Here is a 20,613-nt window from a genome sequence, read left to right on the forward strand (position 1 = left end):
GAACGCAGACGGGACACGCGGAACGGTCGCATGATGATCTCCTATCAAAGCTGTTGAAGGTCGACCGGACCCAGGGTGACGATCCGGTAATCACCATGGGCGTCCAGCCCATCGGTGCGGGCGATGGCATCGACCCGACGCTGACCGCTGCGGGATTGGATGTGGACGATCAGGTCCACGGCCTCGGCGATCAGACGTCGGGGCACGGTGACCACCGCCTCTTGCGCCAACTGTTCCAGGCGGTACAGGGCGGCCTGAGCGGAATTGGCATGCAGGGTGGCGACGCCGCCGGGATGGCCAGTGTTCCAGGCCTTAAGCAGGTCCAGCGCCTCCCCGCCCCGGACCTCACCGACTATGATCCGGTCGGGCCGCAGCCGTAGGGTGGAACGCACCAAATCGCGCAAGCTGACCACGCCCGGTCGCGTGCGCAGCGCTACACAATCGGGGGCGGCACATTGCAACTCGCGCGTATCCTCGATCAGCACCAGCCGTTCAGTGGCCTCGGCCAGTTCGGCCAGCAGCGCATTGGTCAGCGTCGTCTTGCCAGACGCCGTTCCACCCGCCACCAGGATGTTGCGGCGCGCCCGCACGGCCCGGCGCAGGGCATCAGCCTGCAACGGCGACAGGATGCCGTCGGCAACATAGTCAGCCAGGGTCAGGATGCGCGCCGCCGGTTTGCGGATGACAAAGCAGGGGGCGATCACCACTGGGGGCAGCAAACCTTCAAACCGCTCACCCGAGGGCAGTTCCGCCGACAGGATGGGCCGGTCGGCATGGGTTTCGGCACCAACATGCGACGCGACCAGCCGGATCAGCCTTTCCACCTCCTCGGGCGGCACCTGCATGCCCGTGGCAACAATCCCCTGCCCGGCCCGTTCCAGGCGCAGCATGCCATCGGGATTGACCATCACCTCGGTGACGGTCGGGTCATCCAGGGCGGCGGCGATATCCGGCCCCAGGGCCGTGCGCAGCATGGAATGGCGGCGTTCATCCGCTTCGCGCCGGGGGCTCATGCTGTGCCCTCCCGGCTGGCCGACAGGGTGCGGGTGGGGGCGGCCATCTGACGGCCCACCTGATCAATGAATTTCTGGAACCGCTCCTTGCCCACGGCATGGGCGGCCCGGTCAGGTTCAGGCACCGGGGCCGTGACAGTCAGCTGGTAGCGGACATAGAGCGCCAGGCTTTCCAGCAACACCTGCACGTCACGCTCGATGCGCTCCAATTGCCGCCCCTGCCGGTCCAGTCGGATGCGCAAGGCCTCCTCGATGCCTTTGGCCCCCCGCCGGGTCAGGTATTGGCGCAGCGCATCGGCGACGATGGCCGATTTGGTCGTGCCCGGCTTGGCGGCCAGGGCCTCCAGCTGGGTCGATAGTTCATCATCGAGATAGAGGTGATGGCGGGGTTTCATGGCCCGGCTCCAGCGTGGGAAACGTTGGAGCTAAGGATCGGCTAGGAGTACGAAATTTCTTATGACGGTTAAATACGATGTGATACGCTTTAGTCGAAAAGTCAGGAAGATTGGCGCATAAAATATAGAAAGAAAAGAAGATGAACGACATTGATCAGAATGAAGGGGAAATAATAGAAATAGTAGAAAGGATTATTGAAGAAATTATCGATCCATATTTTGAAAAAATAGGCATTTCACTATCAGATCGATCATTTCATGCGGCGATGGATATTGCAAAGAATTATATAATAGAAATACAAGAAGGGGACAAGCCCGCCGAAAAGCCAGACTTGACGACAGATTTTGTTGCAACTCCTTGGTTTAAGATAATATTTCGGGCTACCAATGCATGGTATAAGAATAAATTTGGGAAAGCACTTGAACACAAAAAAGAAAGAACAAGAGGGATTGTATTAATATATGGCCTACCTTTCGAAATTTTAATCCCAACTACCACATCCAGGCCAGGAAAACATGGCCCTGGAAGGCACATGGAAACAGTGTGGATCAGATTTCCAGATATAATCCTAGACGATGAAGATATACTGTCATGGATAGTTAATTCACCTAACATTGATGCAATGCCGCCCGATGTAGTAGTCGATGTGCGACAGCAAATTACAGATATAGCCACATCAATCCGTTCCATTAAAACTAACTTCATGGCGTCAGGTGGAAATAATGAAGTTCTTGGACTAAAAAGCAATACCCTAGCCAGCTTGCAGGCCTTCCCTGACTTAATATGCGCCTCCGACCCCAAACGCATACAAAGATCCTATTGGGAAATTCAAATGGCTTGCGAGTCAGCGTTCAAGGCTGTAACTCTGCAAAGAACTGGAAAATTTAAACATACCCACGATCTATTCCTACTATATGATGAACTTAATGATGCGTCTCCATTAGATTTTAATCGAGATGCCCTCAAGGCTATACCAAATTGGGGGGAAATGGTAGATTTACGCTACGCTCAAGGAGTGCGCGAAAATTTACTGGAGTGTTTTAAATGTTACCGTCAATCTTTATTCATAATTAGCAAATTGGCCAGGTGCTCTGGACCAGGAGGATTTTCCAATTTCGGAAATGCAGAATTCGAAATTAGACGACCACCATGGCTCGAGGACTGACAGCTCGACAATATTTATGCTTTTCAAAAGTCAGGCAACAAATCGTCCTTCGCCCCTTCATTGATCGCGTGGGCGCGGGCGACACTCGACAGACGGTCGATGGCTCGCTTGTCTGCCGCCACATCGGTTTCATCATCTGCTAATCCGAACAGATCGCCAGTCTCCTGTCCCAACGGCTTGGATAACCCCTCCTCCGGTAACCCCGGATGGCGCTGCTGCTGTAGACCACCCTCCGTCAGTTCATCCAACGCGCTGTCGTCATCCTCCTCCGCAAGTCGCTGATCCATGCCACGCACCTGTCCACCCCAGTCGTCGGATCGGGCTGGGGGACAGTCAGCATAGGGACCGTCCGACGGGGCTGGTGCTGGCAACACCCGTTCCGTGAAGTTTCGGTCCTCATAGTAGCGCAGCTTGCGGGCGCGGATCGGGGACAGGCCAGACACCAGCACCAGTTGATCCGTCGGCGGCAACTGCATCACCTCGCCCGGTGTCAACAGAGGGCGGGCCGTTTCCTGTCGGCTGACCATGACATGGGACAGCCAGGGGGCCAGCCGGTGGCCGGCATAGTTGCGCTGCGCCCGCAATTCGGTGGCCGTGCCCAGCGCGTCCGAGATGCGTTTGGCCGTGCGCTCGTCATTGCAGCTAAAGGCGATGCGGACATGGCAATTGTCCAGGATGGCGTTGTTCTCTCCATAGGCCTTGGATATCTGGTTCAGGCTCTGGGCGATCAGATAGGCGCGGATGCCATAGCCCGCCATGAAGGCCAGCGCCGTCTCAAAGAAGTCCAGCCGCCCCAAGGCCGGAAACTCATCCAGCATCATCAGCAACTGGTGCCGCCGCCGCTTGGCGGGGTCACCCTCCAACCGCTCGGTCAGCCGCCGCCCAATCTGGTTCAACACCAGTCGCACCAGTGGCTTGGTGCGGGAAATGTCCGACGGCGGGATCACGAGGTACAGCGACACCGGTCGCGGCGCGTCCACCAAATCGGCAATCCGCCAGTCACAGGCCGCCGTTGTGACCGCCACGGTCGGATCGCGGTAGAGGCCCAGGAACGACATGGCGGTCGACAGCACGCCCGACCGCTCATTCTCCGACTTGTTCAGCACCTCCCGCGCCGCAGACGCGACGACGGGATGGACGATGGGCTTGTCGGCTGTGCCCAGATGATTGGTGGCCATCATCCGGCGCAGGGTGTGGGCAAAGCTGCGCCTGGGGTCGGATAGGAAGGTGGCCACGCGCGCCAGGGTCTTGTCCTCCTCGGCATACAGCACATGCAGGATGGCCCCCACCAGCAGGCTGTGGGAGGTTTTCTCCCAATGGTTCCGGCGTTCCAGCGCGCCCTCTGGATCGACCAGAATATCGGCGATGTTCTGCACATCGCGGACCTCGTCCGGTCCCTTGCGCACCTCCAACAGCGGATTGTAGCGGGCCGAGCGCGGATCGGTTGGGTTGAACAGCAGGCTGTGCGAGAAGCGCGCCCGCCACCCCGCCGTCAACTGCCAGTTCTCGCCCTTGATGTCATGGATCACTGCCGATCCGGTCCAGGACAGCAGCGTCGGCACCACCAGCCCCACGCCCTTGCCCGACCGGGTGGGCGCAAAGGCCATGACATGCTCCGGCCCATCGTGCCGAAGGTACCGCCCACCCAACCGCCCCAGAAAGACCCCCGCCGGTCGAAACAGCCCCGCCCCCTCCACCTCCCGGCGGGTCGCCCAGCGCGAGGAGCCATAGGTCGTGACCATCCGCGTCTGCCGGGCGCGCCACAGCGACCCGATGATGGCAGCAGCACAGCCCATGAAGCCGCTGGCCCCCGCCAACATGCCGGCCTTGTCAAACACATGCGGCGCATAGGCCTCGTACCAGTACCACCACTCGAACAACTGCCAGGGGCGGTAGACGGGCCAGCCGGCGATGACGGTCCAGGCGGGCCCGAGCTGTGCCTGATTGCCCAGCATGGCAGCCGCCCATTGCGTCGCCGCCCAAACGCCCAGGATCACGATGGCGAAGACGACCAGGATCTGGCCGATCAGCAGTTTGGTAGGGGTCATGGGGAGCCTCGAACACATCGAATTGTATCCCCATGGAAACTCAGTGTGGCAGGTGACGGTATGTCCCGCATAAACGCCCCATCTCTCTTCCGGCACCAGGATCGGCCCATGAGACCGCCGGCCTGGATATTATTTCTATTATTTTCGAAATGTCGTTGACATGGATGCCGTAGAACCATATTTTGATGATCATCGAAATGAATGGAGCTGGTCATGAGCGCCTTTCCTGTTGTCATTATCGGTGCCGGCCCGGTTGGGTTGGCCGCTGCCGCCCATCTCTTGAACCGTGGGCTGGAACCACTGGTGCTTGAGGCGTCGGACGACGTTGCCGCGCATATCCGTGACTGGGGGCATGTGCGCGTATTCTCTCCCTGGCAGTACAATATTGATAAAGCCGCGCGCGCCCTGCTGGAGCCGTCAGGCTGGATCGCGCCGGCGCCGGAGGGTTTGCCGACAGGTGCGGAACTGGTCGAACTTTATCTGCGCCCCTTGTCGCGCCTGCCGTCCATCGCGGCACGCCTGCGCCTTTCCCACCGGGTCACAGCCATCAGCAGGGTGGGCTTTGACAAGGTGAAAAGTGCCGATCGCGCATCAGCGCCGTTCGTGCTGCGGGTTTCGACGCCGACAGGGGAAGCGGATATCCTGGCGTCCGCCGTCCTGGATGCCTCCGGCACCTGGTCACAACCCAATCCAGCCGGGGCCGACGGGTTGCCCGCCATTGGGGAGGTGGCCGCGGCCGACCGTATCGCCTATCGCATTCCCGATCTTCTGGGGAGGGACAGGATGCGCTATGCCGGCCAGCATGTGCTGGTGATTGGTGCCGGGCATTCCGCTGCGAACGCTTTGCTGGACCTGGCGCAACTGGCCGAACAGTCACCCGGCACCCGTATCAGTTGGGCCGTGCGCAGCACCGACCTGCGCCGTACCTTCGGTGGTGGCGATGCCGATGCACTGGCGGCCCGCGGAGCCCTGGGCAGCGCCCTGCGTCGCCTCGCCGACAGCGGTCATATGGAACTCTACGCCGGTTTCAAAACAGTCGCGTTCCAACAAGCCACCGACAGCCTGACCGTGACCGCCCGCGATGGCCGCGTGATCACGGACGTGGAGCAGGTCATCGTCGCGACAGGCCAGCGGCCCGACCTGACCATGCTGCGCGAACTGCGCCTGGGTCTGGACCCCTGGCTGGAAAGCACAGCGGCCCTGGGGCCGCTGATCGACCCCAACCTGCATAGCTGCGGCACAGTTCGCCCGCACGGGGCGAAGGAATTGTCCCATCCTGAACCCGGCTTCTTTACCGTCGGCATCAAAAGCTATGGTCGCGCACCGACCTTCCTGATGGCGACCGGCTATGAGCAGGTGCGGTCGGTCGTGGCTTTCCTGGCCGGCGATCTGGCCGCCGCCGCCGAGGTGCAGTTGGAGCTGCCCGAAACGGGCGTGTGTAGCGTCAGTCTGGCAGGCAGCCCGGTGAACGCGGATTGTTGTGGGGGCCTTGCCCCTGCCGGTGCCGATGCCTGCTGTGAGCAGGATGCCACGGCCAAGGCAGCGGGCGAGGCTGGTTGCGGCTGCCCCCCGCCAACCGGGACCAAGACCGGCTGTGCAGCGTGAGGGGAGGCGGGACCGTGTCCGTGCATCGCGGCTTTATTGCCGGGCTGGGCATGGCCCAGATCATCTCCTGGGGCAGTCTGATCTATGCCTTCCCGTTACTGGCCACGCCGATGGCGGCGGACTTCACCTGGTCGCGGTCGGCGATTTTCGGGTTGGCGTCGCTGGCGCTGGCGGTGGCGGGCTTGGCTGCCTATCCGGTGGGCCGCGTCATTGACCGGGGCCATGGCCGCGCAGTCATGGCCGGCGGGTCCCTGCTGGCGACGCTGGCTCTGCTGGTCTGGTCGCACGTGGACGCGGGTTGGCTGTTACCCCCGCTGTTCATCCTGATCGGGCTGGCCCAGTCCATGACCTTGTATGAGCCGGGTTTCGCCGTGGTTTCACAACGCTTTGGCCCCCAGGCACGGCGGGGGATCACGGCGCTGACCCTGTGGGGTGGCTTTGCCAGCACCCTCTTTGTTCCGCTGACCCAGTTCCTGCTGGACCGGCTGGGCTGGCGCGGGACGCTGGAGGTGCTGGCCGCCATCAACCTGTTCCTGGCCCTGCCCCTGCATCTGCGGGTGATCGACCGAGCAGCACCGATGCTGTCGATCAGGGCGGGGGCGACCGATGAGGCTGTCATCCCCTGGGTGCTGCGCCAACCCGCATTCTGGGGCCTGATGGCCGCCTTCACCCTGTATTATGCCCTGTTCTCAGGTATCAGCTTTCACCTGTATCCCCTGCTGGGGGAACAGGGCCTGTCAACCGCCTCGGTCGTGCTGGTCTTGACCTTGATCGGCCCGGCGCAGGTGGTGGGCCGGGTCATCGTGGCCGCCATCGCCGAGCGGGCACCGATCCGGCAGGTCGGGGTGGGCACCATCCTGGCCCTGCCGGTGGCGCTTGCCCTGTTGCTGCTGCCCGGCGGCGGGGTCCCGGCACTGGTGCTGTTCGCCATTCTCTATGGCGCGGCCAATGGCATCATGACCATCATCCGTGGGGCCGCCGTGCCAGAGATGCTGACACCCCGCGCCTACGGCGCTGTCAATGGCCTGATGAGCCTGCCGGGTTCGGTGTGCAAGGCACTGGCCCCGCTGCTGGTGGCGCTGATCTGGGACCGGTCCGGGTCCTACCAGCCTGTGCTGTGGCTGGGGATCGCGGCCTGCGTGCCGATCCTGGCCGGCTTTCTGCTGGCCGCCTTCACGCGGCCGCCGGATCGCAGCAGGTTGTCGCCATGACCGGCCGCGAACAGCATTGTTCACGCAGGAAGGCCAGCAGCGCGTCCATCTGCGGATAGATCGGCCGGCAGATCAGGGTGCGTCCGTCCCGCACCTGTTCCACCAGCCCGGCCTGCACCAACTGCTTGATATGGTGGGACAAGGTGGACAGGACGATGCCCAGTTCCTCGGCGATGGCGCTGACCGGCATGCCCTCATCACCCGCCTGCACCAGCCGTTGATAGATGGCAAGGCGGGACGGATGCCCCAGTTCGGCAAAGCAGCGGGCGGCGGCTTGGATTTCCATGAAGGCGCTCCAGATCCATATTCACTGTAGAATATGGCGCCCACATTTCTAAGTTTCCAGGACTACAAAACCATAACCCGCCTTGGGGGGCTGCCCCACCCGCGCCGAGGCGGGACTGCCTCCTCCAGACCTCTGGCAAACATCTCCAGTACCTGTCCATCTCAGCCGTGCATCCACCCCTCTACCTTGTCGCTGCTGGGAACCGAGCCGGCATGTACGACCTTGCCGTCGATGACGACGGCCGGCGTCGACATCACCCCATAGCCGACGATATCCCGGATATCCTCCACCTTCGTCAGGGTGATCGACACTCCCTTGGCCGCAGCCACCTTCGTCAGTGTATCGACGGTTGCCTTGCATTTGGCGCAACCGGACCCGAGAACCTTGATATCCATGTCCGTCTCCTTGATGGGCTGCCGGCCATCAGACCAGCAGATGGGAAATGCCGTTGAACAGATAGCCGATCACCAGGATACCGGTGACGACGATGCCGAAGAACAATGCCAGCAACGGCCCCTTGACCACGCGCTTCAGCATGATCAGCGATGGCAGCGACAGGGCGGTAACGGCCATCATGAAGGAAAGTACCGTGCCCAGCCCGACGCCCTTGGACACCAGCGCCTCGGCGATCGGCAGGGTACCGAAGATATCGGCATACATCGGTACCCCGACGATCGTGGCCAGGATGGGGGACCACCATTTATCCTGCCCGATCAAGGCGGTGATCAGGTCCGCTGGAATCCAGTTGTGGATGCCCGCACCAATGCCGACGCCGATCAGGATATAGGGCCAGACGCGCCCGGCAATATCGCGCACCTGCCCCCAGGCGAAGGCGACGCGTTCCTGCCGGGTCAGGTTCGTCTCGCCCTGATCCAACACGGGTACCATGCGGACGAAATCCTCCACCTGATCCTCCATGCCCGCATGACCGATCAGGGTGCCGCCCAGGACCGCCAGCACCAGCCCGACCAGGACATAGGCGATGGCGATGGACCAATTGAAGATGCTGGCCAGCAGGATCACCGAGGCCAGATCGACCAAGGGCGACGAAATCAGAAAGGAAAAGGTGACGCCCAGGGGCAGACCTGCCCCGGTGAAGCCGATAAAAAGCGGGATCGACGAGCAGGAACAGAACGGCGTCACCGTACCCAGCAGGGCCCCGATCAGATTGGCCCCGACGCCCCTGTACCGGCCCAGGATTCGCCGTGATCGTTGGGGGGAAAATAGGATTGGAGGAAGGAGATGCTGAAGATCAGCACGCAGAGCAGGATGAATATCTTGATCGTGTCATAAATGAAGAAATGAATGCTGCCGCCCAACCGGCTGGCCGGATCGAAACCCGGCACTGCCGACAGCAGCCAGGAGACCAAATCCGACAGCCACTGCATCTTCAGCAATTGGTCGTTGAGCCAGGAGAACAGGGACGACATGGGTCAGGACTCCGGGTTACGCCGCTGCGGCGCAGTTTGTGGGTATGTCCCGTTCCAGCGCCGCTGCCAGCAGGCGAAGTGTCGCTGGAGGAAGATCGGGGTGCAGCCGATAGCATTCCACTGCGCATCACGCCGCTCCACCACCCAGCCAACCTGCTTCAAGCGCAGCATGTGACACGAAACCCAGCTTTGGGCTGAACGATTGCCAGAATCTGGTCTTTTGATAGGACATAGCACGTTCCGATGCCTTGACATAACGCAAGCCGCCGGAATGCGCCGGCGGGCAGAAAGACAAAAAGCCTTCCAGGCGCTGTTCAGACACCCGAAGGGCTTTCATTCTGAAATGTAAAATCCGGATTAGGAAGCCGGCTTGGCCATCGGCGTCAGCTTCAAAGCGGCGGCCTCTGAAGCCTTGCGCTTGGCGTCCGGCAGTGGCACCAAGCCCTTGTCGGCGAGATAACCCTCGTCACCCATGGCGCGCTCGGAAGCGTATTCCGCCAGGAATTCCTTCAGGCCGGGAACGACACCGACATGCTGGTTCTTGAAATACATGAACAGTGGACGCGCCACCGGATAGGTCTGGCCGGCGATGGTTTCGTAGGTCGGCTCCACACCGTTGACGGGCACACCGCGCAGCTTGTCGACATTCTCTTCTAGGAAGCTGTAGCCGAAGATGCCGAAGGCCTTCGGGTTGGTCTCCAGGCGCTGGACGATGACGTTGTCATTCTCGCCCGCCTCAATGAACAGGCCGTCCTCGCGCATGGTCTTGCAGACCGTGTCATGACGAGCCTTGTCCAGGTTCTTGATGGTGGGGAACTCCTTGCAGCCCGTCTCCATGACCAATTCGACCCAGGCATCGCGCGTGCCAGACGTCGGGGGCGGCCCCATGATCTCAATCTCAATGGCCGGCAGCGACTTGTCGATGTCCGACCACTTCTTGTACGGGTTGGCGACAATCTGGCCGTTGACCTCGACTTCCTTAGCCAGGGCATTGAAAAGCTGGGCCTTGGTCAGGTTGATCGGCGTGCCCTTCTTCGACTGAGAGATGGTGAGCCCGTCATAGCCGATGATCAGTTCGGTAACCTGGGAAACGCCGTTCTTCTGACAGCTGTCGAACTCCGACGCCTTCATGGCGCGCGACGCACCGGTGGCATCGGGAAAGTCGGTGCCCACGCCGGAGCAAAACAGCTTCATGCCACCACCAGTGCCGGTGGATTCCAGGATCGGCGCACCGAACTTGCTGGTCTGGCTGAAGCGCTCGACAACGGTGGACGTAAAAGGGAACACCGTGGAAGAACCGACGATGCGGATCTGGTCACGGGCAGAGGCCGCGCCCGCGACGCCCATGACGCAGGCCATGCCGATCATAGTGGAAAGGAGAATCTGCTTGGTTTTCATTTCACGCTCCGATCTGCCGTTGAGTAGAAAATTAGTCTTCTCAAGTGGATGCCCACGGAAGTAGTGGGGTGGCTCGACCCAGCTCTCACCACCCTACAAGGACGGAGGCACTGATGTTTCAATTTCGTGACACATGAGCGGCTTTTCTTTTACAAATACTCTGCATGCCGCCCACGTTGTAGCTTGTGACATCACTTGACACGCAGAGTCAATTCCATAATTATCGAATCATGGAATCGAAATACGCGACAGAGGCCTTTGCGGCCCTTGCCCAGGAAACGCGGCTCTCCATCTTCCGGCTGCTGGTGCAACGGGGGCCTAACGGCCTGCATGCCAGCGAGATCGCCGCCCAGGTCGGCGTTCCCCCCTCCACGCTGTCCCACCATCTGGGCATTCTGGAGCGGGCGGGCCTGCTGCGGTCCTGGCGGGTGCAGCGGCAGATCTTCTACGCGACCGATTATGAGGGCACGCGCAAGCTGGTGGCCTTTCTGATGGAAGATTGCTGCCAGGGCCGACCGGAGATCTGTAGCGGCATCCCGGTGCCAACCTGTGCCAGCGGTTGCCCGGATTGACCCAACCGACGCCCGCCCAAGGAGACATCATGTCCGAGCGCGTTTTTAATGTCCTGTTCCTTTGCACACACAACAGTGCCCGCAGCGTCATGGCGGAATGTATCCTGAACAAGGAGGGCAAGGGACGGTTCCAGGCCTTCAGTGCTGGCAGCCAGCCGTCGGGTCGCATCAACCCCTTCGTAAAGGAGCTGCTGGAGCATCTCGGCCACGATACGGCTGGCCTGCGCTCCAAGACCTGGGACGAGTTCGCGACACCGGACGCACCGCAGATGGATTTCATCTTCACCGTCTGCGACAGTGCGGCGGGGGAGGTCTGTCCGGTCTGGCCCGGCCATCCGATGACAGCACATTGGGGCTTTCCCGACCCCTCCTCGGCTACCGGCACCGATGCGGAAAAGGCCGCCTTCACCGCCGATGTCTTTGCCCAGATCCAGCGTCGGCTGCAGCTGTTCATGAGCCTGCCGCTGGCCTCGCTGGACAAGCTGGCGCTGAAACGCAAGCTGGCGGAGATGGCGCAGCAAGGGGTCATGGCATGACCGATATCACCATTTACCACAATCCCGCCTGCGGCACCTCACGCAACACCTTGGCGATGATCCGCAACAGCGGCGTGGAACCGACGGTTATCGAATATCTGAAGACTCCGCCTTCACGCGAAGCCCTGATGGACCTGATCGCCCGCATGGGTGTGCCGGTACGGGATGTGCTGCGCGAGAAGGGCACGCCCTATGCCGAACTGGGGCTGGGTGACCCGGCCCTATCGGACGAGGTCTTGCTGGATGCCATGATGGCGCATCCGATCCTGATCAACCGGCCCATTGTTGTCACCCTGCTGGGTGTGCGCCTGTGCCGACCGTCGGAACTGGTTCTGGACCTTTTACCCGATGCGCAGAAAGCCGCCTTTGCCAAGGAAGACGGCGAGGCCGTCGTGGATGCCGCTGGTAACCGTCTGCGGTGATCGGCCGCGTTTTCCAAACCCGTTTCCAAGGTCCGCCATCGTGAGCCACGCTGCACCCGCCCGCCGCCTCTCCTTCCTTGACCGTTACCTGACCCTTTGGATTTTCGCGGCCATGGCCCTGGGCGTGGCGCTAGGCAGCCTTTTCGAGGGGCTACCGGCGGCACTCGACCGGCTATCGGTGGGCACCACTAACATCCCCATCGCCATCGGCCTGATCCTGATGATGTATCCACCGCTGGCCAAGGTCCGATATGAGGAACTGCATCAGGTCTTCGCCGACAAGCGCATCCTGGCCCTGTCGCTGGTCCAGAACTGGATCATCGGGCCGGTGCTGATGTTCGCCCTGGCGGTGATCTTCCTGGCCGACCATCCGGATTACATGACGGGCCTGATCCTGATCGGGTTGGCCCGTTGCATCGCCATGGTGCTGGTCTGGAACCAGCTTGCCTGCGGATCGAACCAATATGTGGCGGGGCTGGTGGCGTTCAATTCCATCTTCCAGATCCTGTTCTTCAGTGTCTATGCCTGGTTCTTCCTGGGCTTCCTGCCGCCCCTGTTGGGGCTGGAGGGCAGCGTCATCAACGTGTCCTTCTGGACCATCGCGGAGGCGGTGCTGATCTATCTGGGCGTGCCCTTCCTGGCCGGCTTCCTGACCCGCAAGGTCCTGATCCGCGCCAAGGGCGAGAGCTGGTACGAGAGCCGCTTCCTGCCCCGCATCTCCCCCCTCACGCTGGCGGCCTTGTTGTTCACCATCGTCGCCATGTTCAGCCTGAAGGGCGGTGACGTCGTGCGGCTGCCGCTGGATGCGCTTTCCATCGCCGTACCGTTGACGCTCTATTTCTTCATCATGTTCCTGGTCAGCTTCTTTATGGGGCGGCTGATCGATGCAGACTATCCCCGCGCCACCTCGGTCGCCTTCACGGCAGCGGGTAATAACTTCGAACTGGCCATCGCAGTGGCCATCGCCGCCTTTGGTCTCGCTTCCCCCGTTGCCTTCGCCGCGGTCATCGGCCCGCTGGTGGAGGTGCCGGTGTTGATCTTGATGGTGCAACTGGCGCTGTGGCTGGGCCGGCGCTGGTATCCGGCCACGGCACCGGCCAAGGGATGATCCGAATGAACCGTCTCCGCCCCCTGCCCGACCCGACCCACCTGCCCGCCTTCGACCCCGCCTATGCCCATCAGCGGCCCGCCCTCGGCCTGGGGCCGCTGGACCCCAAGCCGCGTATCCTTTTGTTGTACGGTTCGCTGCGTGATCGCTCTTTCTCCCGCCTGGCGGTGGAAGAGGCCGCGCGCCTGTTGGAATATTTCGGCGCGGAGACGCGGATTTTCGATCCGTCCGACCTGCCCCTGCCTGATCAGGTGAAGGGTGACGACCATCCCGCCGTGCGCGAACTGCGCGAGCACTCTATCTGGTCAGAGGGGCAGGTCTGGTGCAGCCCCGAGCGCCATGGCCAGATTACCGGCGTCATGAAGGCGCAGATCGACCATCTGCCGCTTTCCATGGGCGGCATCCGCCCGACCCAAGGCCGTACCCTGGCTGTGATGCAGGTGTCCGGCGGCTCCCAGAGCTTCAACGCCGTCAACACCCTGCGCATCCTGGGCCGCTGGATGCGGATGTTCACAATCCCGAACCAGTCCAGCGTCGCCAAAGCCTTCCAGGAATTCGACGAGGCCGGTCGCATGAAGCCGTCGGCCTATTACGACCGCATCGCGGACGTCATGGAAGAACTGGTACGCTTCACGGTGCTGCTGCGCCCGCATGCCAACCTGCTGGTGGATCGCTATTCCGAACGGCGGGAGGCCCGCAAACCCGTCAATCCTGCGACCGATCTCGCCACACTGGCAGTTGGTGGTGGGTTGGGCCGGGCATCATGACGGTGCAAGAGGTCGATGTTGTGATCGTCGGCGGTGGGCAGGCGGGGCTGGCCACCGCCTATCACCTTCGTCGGGCCAGCATCGACTTTGTCATCCTGGATGGTGAGGCGGGACCGGGCGGGGCATGGCGGCATGGCTGGGACAGCCTGCGCCTGTTCTCCCCCGCCGCCTACAGTTCGCTGCCGGGCTGGCCGATGCCGCCGGGTGGCGATGATTACCCGTCCCGAAACGCCGTCATTGACTATCTGACCCGGTATGAGCAGCGCTATGCCCTCCCCGTTCACCGGCCCGTCGATGTCCAGACTATCGCAGATGACGGTGACCGGTTGCGGATCATGACCGACAAAGGGGCGTGGCGGGCCAGGGGCGTTGTCATGGCCACGGGCACTTGGCGCCACCCCTACATCCCAACTTATCCGGGGCAAGAGCTGTTCGATGGACAGCAGATCCACTCTGCCCATTACAGCGGACCCGAGAGATTTGCCGGGCACCGGGTGCTGGTGGTCGGTGGCGGCAATTCCGGGGCGCAGCTGCAGGCCGAATTGTCGCTGGTCGCCGATGCGACCTGGGTGACGGAGCGCCCGCCGGTCTTTCTGCCCGATGAGGTTGATGGCCGGGTTCTGTTCCAGCGGGCGACCGCCCGTATCAAGGCGTTTCAGGAAGGGCGCGCGCCGGATGCGCCGCCCGGTGGGCTGGGCGACATCGTTATGGTCGCCCCGGTCAAGGCTGCACGGGATCGCGGCAATCTGGTCAGTGTGCGGCCCTTCGCCCGTTTCACCCGAACAGGCGTCCTGTGGACCGACGGCACAGAGACCGATATCGACACCGTGATCTGGTGCACGGGCTTCCGCCCTGCCCTGGACCCGGTTGCTGGATTGGGGCTGATCGAGGCCGATGGAACTGTGGCGGTGGACGGCACCCGCTGCCACCGAAACCCCAAACTACGGTTCGTCGGATATGGCACATGGACCGGCCCCGGTTCCGCGACACTGATCGGCGTCGGCCGCAGCGCCCGTAATACCGCTGCAGAGATTGCCGCGGCACTGACAGACGGCCTTCCCATCAAGAGCTGAAACCATCTGGCGATCAGACCTTTCTTGCTTGTGATACCCCGGACGGGGTTGGATCAACCGACCTGCGGCCCGCAACGCTGCCGCCCAAAGTTCCAGGTCACGCCATCCCCGCTGACGATCCCCGACACAGGCTGCCCAAGATGCCGGTCCAACACGGGCCGCCAGGGCACCAGGGTGAAGTCACGGCTGCGTTCGATCAGGGCCAGCTTCGCGCTGGCAAAGGTCACCGTCCGACGGTAGGTGCCCTCGACGGGTTGGCCACGGGAGACACTGGCATAGGGCAAGCCCAACTCGTCGGATAGTTGGCCGGCAGCCCGCAGCAGCTCCCGCCGCCGCAGAGTTGCCAACAGGTCGGCTCGGTAGAAGGTTCGGCCCTGTTCCTCGCGGGCCAGATCCTCGACCATCAGCCATTGCCGCCGACGGTCTTGGGCGTCTCGCACCTCACGACCGAAACCGGCATCGCGCTGGGGCGCTGGGTTGCTGGCAACCAGTTCCCGGTCCAGCCAGGTGTCGCCGTCGGTGGTGATCTGCTGTTCCAACGGCAGGGTGGAGAGAACCCGAACGGTGACCGGGTTGAATCGGGCCTGAGTGCGTTCATAGTCAGCGACGCGGTCCAGGTGGTCGGGTTGGATGACCCAGGTGCCGTCCGGTTCGCGGACGACGGCATTGGTCAGTCGGCACATTGCCTCCAGCCGCCGGACATGCGTTTCGGCAAAGGCCTCACTGGCCGTGGGATCGTGGCGCAGATGGATGTCGACGCTGTATCGGCCATTGTTGACCGCGGCGATGTCCATGATACGTCGGTCCATCGGACGAGGATCGGTAGCACGCGGTTCCACACGGAGGATGCTGCCCACCGGCGTTGGCTCCGTGGCTTCACCCTTGCCGATATCGACATAGTGGGTGCGACCATCGGTGGCGTCGATGATCAGGTAGTGGCGGTCATTCACCTCGTCCGACAGGCCGCGCGCGATGACACGGCCTGTAATAGGTTGGGCATTGGCGGCACCGGGGTCATGGATGATCAGGTCATTCGGCGTGCGGGTCAGATTCTGCGCGGTCAGTTCCCGATGCAGAGTCTTGATGATATCGCCGCGCTCGCCCATGCGGCGCAGGGTGGTTTCCAGGTCAGGGTCGAGCCGCCATTGGCCCGCGCCCAGGTCCTCGGCCAAGCCCAAACGCTCCAGCTTGCGCAGACGGCCTGTGCGCAGGGCCTGCTGAAACGGGTCGCGGTCACTGCCCGATACCATTTGATCTGGCCCCCGGTCCCGTAGCAGACGCCGGTCCAGGCTGGTGAACCGTTCCTGTTCCACCTCCCGGCGCAGCTTTTCCTGGACCTCCAGGTCGGTGCGGGGGCCCAGATCCAGGCTGACGATCTCGGCGGCGCGTTCGCGCATGCCCTGGGACAGATATTCCCGCGCGATGATCAGGTCCTTGCCGCGATCGTCCTTTCCACGCAGGAGGATGTGGCTGTGCGGGTGCCCAGTGTTGTGGTGATCGACCGCCACCCAATCGAGCCGCGTGTCCAGGTCCTGTTCCATCTGCGCCATGAGGCGGCGGACCAGGGGCTTGAGGTCGTCATACTGGTCGCCATCCTCGGCCGAGACGATGAAGCGGAACTGGTGACGGTCACCGTCGGCGTGGTCGAGGAATGCCCGTCCGTCCAGTTTGTCCTGGTCGGCACCATAGAGCTGACCCGCCTGTCCCTCACGGGTCACGCCATCGCGCTGGATATAGCGCAGATGGGCGCGGGCAGCGGCCATGCCTTTGCCCGCCAGCTTGACGATCCGGGATTTGATGATGACGCGCCGCTGCCGCAATGCCGCAAAGTGGTCGCGCGAGGCCAGCACCCGGCCCACACCAGCACCGCGCCCGATCCGGCTGCCATCGAAACGACCGGACCGCTGGGTAATACTGAGCGGCCCGCCCGCCGCCAAGACGGTGGCCGCCAGCACCCGGTTCAGGAAGCGTTTGCCGCGTCGCCCGGAGGCACTGCGCATGCGGCCCAAACGGGGGCGGAAATCATGATCATCGCCGAACATCGCGGTCTCTCCCGATCAGAGGCTGGCAAAGCGGCTTTGGGCGGGGTCGGTGCTAGAATGGTGCCGATCCTGCCGCCCTGGCACCACCGCAAGGCCCCAAAAAGGATGTGCAGACAGGGGGTTACGGGGGCGCTGGCGCCACCGTTTTATCTTGCCCTACAGCGCCCCTGATCAGCACCCGCGCTTATCCACGCCCTTCTACGCTCTCATGCTTGAAAAGGAAGGGAGCGACAGCCTGAACCGCCGCTCCCGGATCTGCGCCGCCTATCGACCGATGGCGCTCTGGAAGGCCTTCTCGGCGGCGTCGCGCGTGGCATAGGCGCGCTGACGGGTCATGGAATGCAGACGTTCATCGCCATCAACAACGCAGCTGGCGACGATGAATTCGCTGCGAAAATGGCTCAGGATGAGGATGCAGTGCAGGCCTTGCGCACCGTCATCATCGCCCATCCATTCGCCCAGATAATGCTCCTGGAAGCGGCCATCCCAGATGAATTCGGGACGTTCGGCGCTGATAAAACGCTCGACATTGGCCATCAATCCGTCGCTGCCGAACTCGGTCCGGACGTCATCGACAAGGGCGTCGAAACGGTCGATCGCGGCCTGGGGATGCGCTGCAATGAACGACATGGGAACCTCCTTGGCTGGCGTCCTGTTGATCGAGGACGAGGTTCCCGTCCAGCCGGAGAGGGGCCGGTCAAGGACGCCGCAGGCGCCGCAGCGCGGGGCGCGGGGGAGCCAAAATGCGTAGCATTTTGGGGGGACCGCGCATCCTTGACGGGCCCCGCTGCCAGGCTGGTACGATGGGCGGACCGAGATGAGAACCCCCTCCAACGCCCCATTCAGGGACCCGATCAGGGGTGCCGGAAGACCTTAGAAAAGGGAGCGGCATCCGATGGACACCGCTCCCGCCACGCTATGCCGTCAGCAGCATCAGCCGCTTCTGGGCGGCCAAGGTCTCCATAGCCAAAGGGTCCTGACGGATCCGATCCTGAAGCTGACACACCCGGTCCCATGGCCCGGTATTCTCCATGGGATCATCGGCTGATCCGACATACATCGGTGCCTGACTGCGGATGCGGATGGCCTGCTCCAGACTTTCAATAAGGGCAAAGGCCAGACGGCGTTGACGGCAATAGGCATCAGTTCCACGGATTGGCGTGGCAGTTTCGGTCACCATGATCTCCTCCATCGCTGTCGTCCCCGTCATCGAGGACAGCGCCTGGCATCAGCCGGAGCGGGGCCGGTCAAGGAGGCCGAAGGCACCGCGAAGCGGGGCGCGGGGGAACCAAAATGCCTAGCATTTTGGGGGGACCGCGCATCCTTGACGGGTCCCGAGGCCCGGCTGGTACGATGGGCGGACTGAGATGAAGTCCCCTGCTCAACCGTCTATCGCCCCGTGCTCCCAGCCTTGGACAGCGGCGCGAACAGACGACTGTCGCCACTAATCAGTGGCACGAACAGCCCACTGGTGCCGCCTGCTGGCAATCCCAATCTGGCGTCGAGTTTTGCCAGATAGGCCTGGGTTTCGGCTGGCAATGGAACGCCATCGCGGAGGTAGGATTCATAACGCGCTGGTCCGGCATTATAGGCAGCGAAAAGGCCGGGATAGCCGAAGCGGTGGCGCATTTCGGCAAGGTACGCGCTGCCCGCCATGACGTTGGCAGCAGGGGCCAGGACATCGCCCTGGATGCCATATCGGTCGCGCATTTCGGACCAGGTGTCCGGCATCAGTTGCATCAGGCCCAGCGCGCCCTTGGCCGATACAGCATTGGCATCGCCGCCGCTCTCCGCCTTGATGACGACCTTGATCCAGTCCTGCGGCAAGTTGAAACGATGTGCGGCGGCGGCAATTTCGGCTTCGTATGGCGGGGCATCCGTCGCACCGGCAATCACTGTAACCAGCAGCGCGAGGGCCAGCGCTGCCACCTTCAGCGCAGCCATAGTGGCACCAGCCGACCGATGACATGCACCGACGATAGCGGCCCGAAATAGCGGCCATCTAGCGACTCCGCTGCTGGCATCAGGAACAGGATTTCTCCTGCCGACAATACCCCACAGCCCTGCCACCAGGGCAACGGACGGCCCGCCTTGTCGGCCTTTTGACGCACGGCGACCGTATCGCCATTGATGGTGATGACATCGCCCTTGGCGCAGACATGATCCCCACCCATGGCCGCCACCCGCTTGATCAGCGGCACACCGCGCGGCAAATAACCCCGCCGGGCCGCCAAGTCGGCAAGGCTATCCGGCGGTGTTACCAGGGCCAAATCGCCAGGACGAAGGCGGGTTTCCGGCAGCACAAGATAGAGCCCAATGGGAGCCGAGGCGCTGCTGTTCCACACCAGGATAGGCTTCGGGCGAGCCAGCACCGAAAAACCCAACGCCGCCAATGCCAAGCCTGCCAGCAACAATGCCCGGCGACGTGACGCCCGCGACAAGCGGCGGCACAATGGACGACGGGGCGATTTCTGTTGCGACATCGATGCGCAATTCATGACGCATCCCCCTTGTCCGACGTGCTGTCGCGCCGCTCCCCCAATGACCAGGCATCCAGGTCATCAATGTGGTAACGGACATAGCGACCGTGCTTGCGAAAGCGCGGGCCACCGCCTGTCAGGCGCATCTTTTCCAGCGTCCGATGCGACAGGCCGATATAGAAGGCGGCCTGTGCCGTATTCAGAAACAGGCTGCCTTTGCGGGCTTTTGCGGCCCGATTGACCTCATCCTCCATCTCACCGCTCCTCGGGTGACAGCGGCGGGGATCGCCGCAGATGGGGCGAGCATGGCGAACGGGGGCGTGGTTGCGGACGCTCGCAAATCCATCCCCTGGATTTCCGATCCCCTCCCCCCTGAACAGGCAAAAAGCCCCGTCCCGGCGGTGCCGGAACGGGGCTGAAAAGGCCGGGATCAGCGGTCGCGGGGCTCCCACAGGGCGATGTGGGTGGTGCCGTCATCCGCCGGATGTTCCAGCTTGACGAGACGGGCACGCACCCAATGGGGACCGAATTCGGGCGCACCGATCTTGAGGTTCAGATAGGTTTCGCCGCTGGATTTGGCGATCTGGGACCAGCCGGCACCGACCTCGTAGCGCTGGCCGTTGCCGGCGAAGACGCGGTGGTCGGGGGCATTGTCGGACAGCTTGGTCACCGGAACGATGGTGAGCGAAGCGGTGACGTTCAGGGTCTTGAGGATGCCCGAGAAGCTGCCGTCGTCGAGCTTGGTGAAGGTGCCGAGGGTGATGGCCATGATCTGTCTCCTACGCTGCGGTCGCGGGACCATCCCCGCGATGTCCCCGGCGTCAGAGACCGCAAAGGTGACCAGCGCCACCCGAGCAAAGCGAAGGGCCGGAACAAAGTGGAGGACCCTGGGGTGGAGAAAATTTGTTCCGCGCGGAATGCCGGAACCGGGGCCCCGCCCCAAAGGCGGGGTGGTTTCGGCAGGGGAAATTTTCTAGACATCCCCAGGGTTGGCGCGGACACCGCGGGCTCTACGCCAACAGGACGACAGCGGGGATGGGGCTGTGATTATACGGCGAAAC

At 62.6% G+C, this 20,613-nt stretch carries 24 protein-coding genes; 9 read left to right on the forward strand and 15 right to left on the reverse strand.

Translation table 11 applies throughout. The features are described from left to right. Window positions 1-44: 44 nt before the first annotated feature. Window positions 45-1,013: a P-type conjugative transfer ATPase TrbB gene (gene trbB, locus C0V82_RS20600; RefSeq protein ID WP_102114247.1), complete on the reverse strand. Its 969-nt coding sequence runs from the start codon at window positions 1,011-1,013 to the stop codon at window positions 45-47. After that, window positions 1,010-1,408, reverse strand: a complete 399-nt coding sequence (locus C0V82_RS20605; protein ID WP_102114248.1) for a ribbon-helix-helix domain-containing protein — start codon at window positions 1,406-1,408, stop codon at window positions 1,010-1,012. Before C0V82_RS20605 ends, trbB begins: the two co-directional genes overlap by 4 nt. A 140-nt stretch (window positions 1,409-1,548) precedes the next feature. On the opposite strand from C0V82_RS20605, the gene C0V82_RS27090 reads away from it, so the two are divergent. Then, window positions 1,549-2,574 (forward strand): HEPN domain-containing protein, encoded by a 1,026-nt coding sequence (locus C0V82_RS27090; RefSeq protein WP_158660094.1) that lies wholly within the window; start codon window positions 1,549-1,551, stop codon window positions 2,572-2,574. Between the two features lie 23 nt (window positions 2,575-2,597). Here C0V82_RS27090 and C0V82_RS20610 read toward each other — a convergent pair whose 3' ends face one another. Next, window positions 2,598-4,622, reverse strand: coding sequence for a conjugal transfer protein TraG (locus tag C0V82_RS20610; RefSeq protein WP_102114249.1), 2,025 nt, complete (start codon window positions 4,620-4,622; stop codon window positions 2,598-2,600). 213 nt (window positions 4,623-4,835) lie between these two features. Between C0V82_RS20610 and C0V82_RS20615 the strand changes: the two genes are divergently transcribed. Both C0V82_RS20615 and C0V82_RS20620 read left to right on the forward strand, forming a co-directional pair. Next, the gene (locus C0V82_RS20615; protein ID WP_199772559.1) at window positions 4,836-6,227 is read left to right on the forward strand and encodes an FAD-dependent oxidoreductase; all 1,392 of its coding nucleotides are present in this window, start codon (window positions 4,836-4,838) and stop codon (window positions 6,225-6,227) included. A gap of 14 nt (window positions 6,228-6,241) precedes the next feature. Continuing rightward, window positions 6,242-7,438, forward strand: coding sequence for an MFS transporter (locus tag C0V82_RS20620; RefSeq protein ID WP_199772560.1), 1,197 nt, complete (start codon window positions 6,242-6,244; stop codon window positions 7,436-7,438). Here the strand turns inward: C0V82_RS20620 and C0V82_RS20625 are convergent. The 5 genes from C0V82_RS20625 to C0V82_RS20645 form a co-directional block, all read right to left on the reverse strand. After that, entirely contained in the window at window positions 7,401-7,724 is a 324-nt protein-coding gene (locus C0V82_RS20625) for an ArsR/SmtB family transcription factor (protein WP_102114251.1), read from the reverse strand. The two genes, C0V82_RS20620 and C0V82_RS20625, sit on opposite strands and share 38 nt — an antisense overlap. Window positions 7,725-7,885: 161 nt before the next feature. Next, the gene (locus C0V82_RS20630; RefSeq protein ID WP_102114252.1) at window positions 7,886-8,119 is read right to left on the reverse strand and encodes a thioredoxin family protein; all 234 of its coding nucleotides are present in this window, start codon (window positions 8,117-8,119) and stop codon (window positions 7,886-7,888) included. A gap of 28 nt (window positions 8,120-8,147) precedes the next feature. Continuing rightward, entirely contained in the window at window positions 8,148-8,999 is an 852-nt protein-coding gene (locus C0V82_RS20635) for a permease (RefSeq protein WP_199772613.1), read from the reverse strand. Beyond that, window positions 8,888-9,154: a hypothetical protein gene (locus tag C0V82_RS27340; protein ID WP_199772561.1), complete on the reverse strand. Its 267-nt coding sequence runs from the start codon at window positions 9,152-9,154 to the stop codon at window positions 8,888-8,890. Before C0V82_RS27340 ends, C0V82_RS20635 begins: the two co-directional genes overlap by 112 nt. A gap of 357 nt (window positions 9,155-9,511) precedes the next feature. Further along, the gene (locus C0V82_RS20645; RefSeq protein WP_102114254.1) at window positions 9,512-10,552 is read right to left on the reverse strand and encodes a PstS family phosphate ABC transporter substrate-binding protein; all 1,041 of its coding nucleotides are present in this window, start codon (window positions 10,550-10,552) and stop codon (window positions 9,512-9,514) included. Between the two features lie 230 nt (window positions 10,553-10,782). Between C0V82_RS20645 and C0V82_RS20650 the strand changes: the two genes are divergently transcribed. The 6 genes from C0V82_RS20650 to C0V82_RS20675 are packed head-to-tail and all read left to right on the forward strand — an operon-like array spanning window position 10,783 to window position 15,030. After that, the gene (locus C0V82_RS20650; RefSeq protein ID WP_102114255.1) at window positions 10,783-11,124 is read left to right on the forward strand and encodes an ArsR/SmtB family transcription factor; all 342 of its coding nucleotides are present in this window, start codon (window positions 10,783-10,785) and stop codon (window positions 11,122-11,124) included. A gap of 29 nt (window positions 11,125-11,153) precedes the next feature. Further along, entirely contained in the window at window positions 11,154-11,660 is a 507-nt protein-coding gene (locus C0V82_RS20655) for an arsenate reductase ArsC (RefSeq protein ID WP_102114256.1), read from the forward strand. Beyond that, the gene (gene arsC, locus C0V82_RS20660) at window positions 11,657-12,082 is read left to right on the forward strand and encodes an arsenate reductase (glutaredoxin) (protein WP_102114257.1); all 426 of its coding nucleotides are present in this window, start codon (window positions 11,657-11,659) and stop codon (window positions 12,080-12,082) included. Before C0V82_RS20655 ends, arsC begins: the two co-directional genes overlap by 4 nt. A 40-nt stretch (window positions 12,083-12,122) precedes the next feature. After that, window positions 12,123-13,190 (forward strand): ACR3 family arsenite efflux transporter, encoded by a 1,068-nt coding sequence (gene arsB, locus C0V82_RS20665; RefSeq protein ID WP_281262374.1) that lies wholly within the window; start codon window positions 12,123-12,125, stop codon window positions 13,188-13,190. Window positions 13,191-13,195: 5 nt separating this feature from the next. Then, the gene (arsH, locus tag C0V82_RS20670; RefSeq protein ID WP_102114258.1) at window positions 13,196-13,957 is read left to right on the forward strand and encodes an arsenical resistance protein ArsH; all 762 of its coding nucleotides are present in this window, start codon (window positions 13,196-13,198) and stop codon (window positions 13,955-13,957) included. After that, entirely contained in the window at window positions 13,954-15,030 is a 1,077-nt protein-coding gene (locus C0V82_RS20675; protein WP_102114259.1) for an ArsO family NAD(P)H-dependent flavin-containing monooxygenase, read from the forward strand. Before arsH ends, C0V82_RS20675 begins: the two co-directional genes overlap by 4 nt. A gap of 53 nt (window positions 15,031-15,083) precedes the next feature. Here C0V82_RS20675 and rlxS read toward each other — a convergent pair whose 3' ends face one another. From rlxS to C0V82_RS20710, 7 genes are all read right to left on the reverse strand, one after another. Further along, window positions 15,084-17,072 (reverse strand): relaxase/mobilization nuclease RlxS, encoded by a 1,989-nt coding sequence (rlxS, locus tag C0V82_RS20680; RefSeq protein ID WP_102114260.1) that lies wholly within the window; start codon window positions 17,070-17,072, stop codon window positions 15,084-15,086. A gap of 264 nt (window positions 17,073-17,336) precedes the next feature. After that, the gene (locus C0V82_RS20685; protein ID WP_102114261.1) at window positions 17,337-17,702 is read right to left on the reverse strand and encodes a hypothetical protein; all 366 of its coding nucleotides are present in this window, start codon (window positions 17,700-17,702) and stop codon (window positions 17,337-17,339) included. A gap of 286 nt (window positions 17,703-17,988) precedes the next feature. After that, entirely contained in the window at window positions 17,989-18,252 is a 264-nt protein-coding gene (locus C0V82_RS20690; protein ID WP_211100520.1) for a hypothetical protein, read from the reverse strand. 209 nt (window positions 18,253-18,461) lie between these two features. Further along, window positions 18,462-19,016, reverse strand: a complete 555-nt coding sequence (locus C0V82_RS20695; RefSeq protein ID WP_102114263.1) for a lytic transglycosylase domain-containing protein — start codon at window positions 19,014-19,016, stop codon at window positions 18,462-18,464. After that, window positions 19,004-19,444 carry a S26 family signal peptidase gene (locus C0V82_RS20700; RefSeq protein WP_245924259.1) on the reverse strand — a complete coding sequence of 147 codons (441 nt, stop codon included), beginning with the start codon at window positions 19,442-19,444 and terminating at the stop codon, window positions 19,004-19,006. The genes C0V82_RS20695 and C0V82_RS20700 overlap by 13 nt, the downstream gene beginning before the upstream one ends. Window positions 19,445-19,566: 122 nt before the next feature. Continuing rightward, window positions 19,567-19,806, reverse strand: a complete 240-nt coding sequence (locus C0V82_RS20705; RefSeq protein WP_102114265.1) for a helix-turn-helix transcriptional regulator — start codon at window positions 19,804-19,806, stop codon at window positions 19,567-19,569. A 176-nt stretch (window positions 19,807-19,982) separates the two neighbouring features. Further along, entirely contained in the window at window positions 19,983-20,321 is a 339-nt protein-coding gene (locus tag C0V82_RS20710) for a DUF736 domain-containing protein (RefSeq protein WP_102114266.1), read from the reverse strand. Between the last annotated feature and the right edge of the window lie 292 nt (window positions 20,322-20,613).

It is taken from the genome of Niveispirillum cyanobacteriorum (assembly GCF_002868735.1).
Lineage (GTDB): Bacteria > Pseudomonadota > Alphaproteobacteria > Azospirillales > Azospirillaceae > Niveispirillum > Niveispirillum cyanobacteriorum.

Excerpts from the sequence above, each read along its gene's own strand:
- trbB (WP_102114247.1), bottom strand. The coding sequence starts at position 1,013 with ATGAGCCCCCGGCGCGAAGCGGATGAACGCCGCCATTCCATGCTGCGC.
- C0V82_RS20605 (WP_102114248.1), bottom strand. The coding sequence starts at position 1,408 with ATGAAACCCCGCCATCACCTCTATCTCGATGATGAACTATCGACCCAG.
- C0V82_RS27090 (WP_158660094.1), top strand. The coding sequence starts at position 1,549 with ATGAACGACATTGATCAGAATGAAGGGGAAATAATAGAAATAGTAGAA.
- C0V82_RS20610 (WP_102114249.1), bottom strand. The coding sequence starts at position 4,622 with ATGACCCCTACCAAACTGCTGATCGGCCAGATCCTGGTCGTCTTCGCC.
- C0V82_RS20615 (WP_199772559.1), top strand. The coding sequence starts at position 4,836 with ATGAGCGCCTTTCCTGTTGTCATTATCGGTGCCGGCCCGGTTGGGTTG.
- C0V82_RS20625 (WP_102114251.1), bottom strand. The coding sequence starts at position 7,724 with ATGGAAATCCAAGCCGCCGCCCGCTGCTTTGCCGAACTGGGGCATCCG.
- C0V82_RS20630 (WP_102114252.1), bottom strand. The coding sequence starts at position 8,119 with ATGGATATCAAGGTTCTCGGGTCCGGTTGCGCCAAATGCAAGGCAACC.
- C0V82_RS27340 (WP_199772561.1), bottom strand. The coding sequence starts at position 9,154 with ATGTCGTCCCTGTTCTCCTGGCTCAACGACCAATTGCTGAAGATGCAG.
- C0V82_RS20645 (WP_102114254.1), bottom strand. The coding sequence starts at position 10,552 with ATGAAAACCAAGCAGATTCTCCTTTCCACTATGATCGGCATGGCCTGC.
- C0V82_RS20650 (WP_102114255.1), top strand. The coding sequence starts at position 10,783 with ATGGAATCGAAATACGCGACAGAGGCCTTTGCGGCCCTTGCCCAGGAA.
- C0V82_RS20655 (WP_102114256.1), top strand. The coding sequence starts at position 11,154 with ATGTCCGAGCGCGTTTTTAATGTCCTGTTCCTTTGCACACACAACAGT.
- arsC (WP_102114257.1), top strand. The coding sequence starts at position 11,657 with ATGACCGATATCACCATTTACCACAATCCCGCCTGCGGCACCTCACGC.
- arsH (WP_102114258.1), top strand. The coding sequence starts at position 13,196 with ATGAACCGTCTCCGCCCCCTGCCCGACCCGACCCACCTGCCCGCCTTC.
- C0V82_RS20675 (WP_102114259.1), top strand. The coding sequence starts at position 13,954 with ATGACGGTGCAAGAGGTCGATGTTGTGATCGTCGGCGGTGGGCAGGCG.
- rlxS (WP_102114260.1), bottom strand. The coding sequence starts at position 17,072 with ATGTTCGGCGATGATCATGATTTCCGCCCCCGTTTGGGCCGCATGCGC.
- C0V82_RS20685 (WP_102114261.1), bottom strand. The coding sequence starts at position 17,702 with ATGTCGTTCATTGCAGCGCATCCCCAGGCCGCGATCGACCGTTTCGAC.
- C0V82_RS20690 (WP_211100520.1), bottom strand. The coding sequence starts at position 18,252 with ATGGTGACCGAAACTGCCACGCCAATCCGTGGAACTGATGCCTATTGC.
- C0V82_RS20695 (WP_102114263.1), bottom strand. The coding sequence starts at position 19,016 with ATGGCTGCGCTGAAGGTGGCAGCGCTGGCCCTCGCGCTGCTGGTTACA.
- C0V82_RS20705 (WP_102114265.1), bottom strand. The coding sequence starts at position 19,806 with ATGGAGGATGAGGTCAATCGGGCCGCAAAAGCCCGCAAAGGCAGCCTG.
- C0V82_RS20710 (WP_102114266.1), bottom strand. The coding sequence starts at position 20,321 with ATGGCCATCACCCTCGGCACCTTCACCAAGCTCGACGACGGCAGCTTC.